This window comes from Synechococcus sp. R8-2 (assembly GCF_047461715.1).
Classification (GTDB): domain Bacteria; phylum Cyanobacteriota; class Cyanobacteriia; order Thermostichales; family Thermostichaceae; genus Thermostichus.
This window is the reverse complement of record NZ_JANSHQ010000675.1, coordinates 1-814: the sequence shown is the minus strand read 5'-3', so window position 1 is coordinate 814 and position 814 is coordinate 1. Positions and strand designations below refer to the sequence as shown.

General features: G+C 56.9%; 2 protein-coding genes. One reads left to right on the top strand and one right to left on the bottom strand.

From position 1 onward, the window contains the following. On the bottom strand, positions 1-135 hold a 135-nt coding region (locus NW819_RS13780), incomplete at its 3' end, for an ArsA family ATPase (protein ID WP_414414097.1). 188 nt (positions 136-323) lie between these two features. Here NW819_RS13780 and psbQ point away from each other — a divergent pair. Further along, positions 324-722, top strand: a complete 399-nt coding sequence (psbQ, locus tag NW819_RS13775) for a photosystem II protein PsbQ (protein ID WP_011432766.1) — start codon at positions 324-326, stop codon at positions 720-722. Positions 723-814: the final 92 nt, after the last annotated feature.

Sequence of the window (814 nt, the reverse complement as noted above, 5' to 3'; positions counted from 1 at the left end):
GGCCAAAGAGTGGGCCGGATCTGTGCTCAGCACCAAAGTTTTCAGGCCAATCTCGGCACAACGCCAGCCGGTCGCCGCCGCCATCGAGGTTTTGCCGACTCCACCCTTGCCGGTCATGAGGATGATGCGTTGCATGAGAGTGCCATTTACATTCTTTTACATCCCTAGCCTAACCGATTTGCTGTGCTCTTCGAGAGGCAGCCAAGGGGCTGAGGTGCAGCCAGCGGGTAAACTATTCATTTGATTACCAAATGATTGCCAAAAAGCTGATGGCAATCATGGCCAAGAAGTCAAGCCTGTTGCAGGCATGTGGGAGGTATGTGATGATCTGTCGCTGGCGGAGTGTGTTGCTGGTTGCCATCCTGACATTGGGGCTGTGGCTGGGATCCCTTTCTGTGCAAGCGGCTGCTGGCCTGCCCCGAGAGCTGCAACAACTGGAGCAACAGGTAGAGCGGCTGCAAAGCCTGGTGGAGGCGGAGGACTGGTTGGAGATCCGCTCCTACATCCACGGGCCGATGGGACTCACTCGTAAGACCTTGACTGGCCTGGCGGCTACCCTGCCAGATAAACAAAAGCGGGAAGTGCTGCGCCTGGCTAAGGAGATGGGCCGCAGCTTAGAACAACTAGACTTTGCCGCCAAAGCCTATGACCAACCCGAGGTGGAGGCAGCCCAGGCCAAGGTGAAAAAGACCTTGCAGGCGCTGGAGGCTGTGTTTTCCTAGTGAGGATCCCTTCTCTCTTTGGCGACTTTGGCGATATGGTGGTTTCAAGTTAGGGTGAGACGCCTAGGCCACTGATCGCGCCAGCGGGACGG

What these genes read in the sequence shown, in the direction of transcription:
- psbQ (WP_011432766.1), top strand. Translation starts at nt 324, where the DNA reads ATGATCTGTCGCTGGCGGAGTGTGTTGCTGGTTGCCATCCTGACATTG.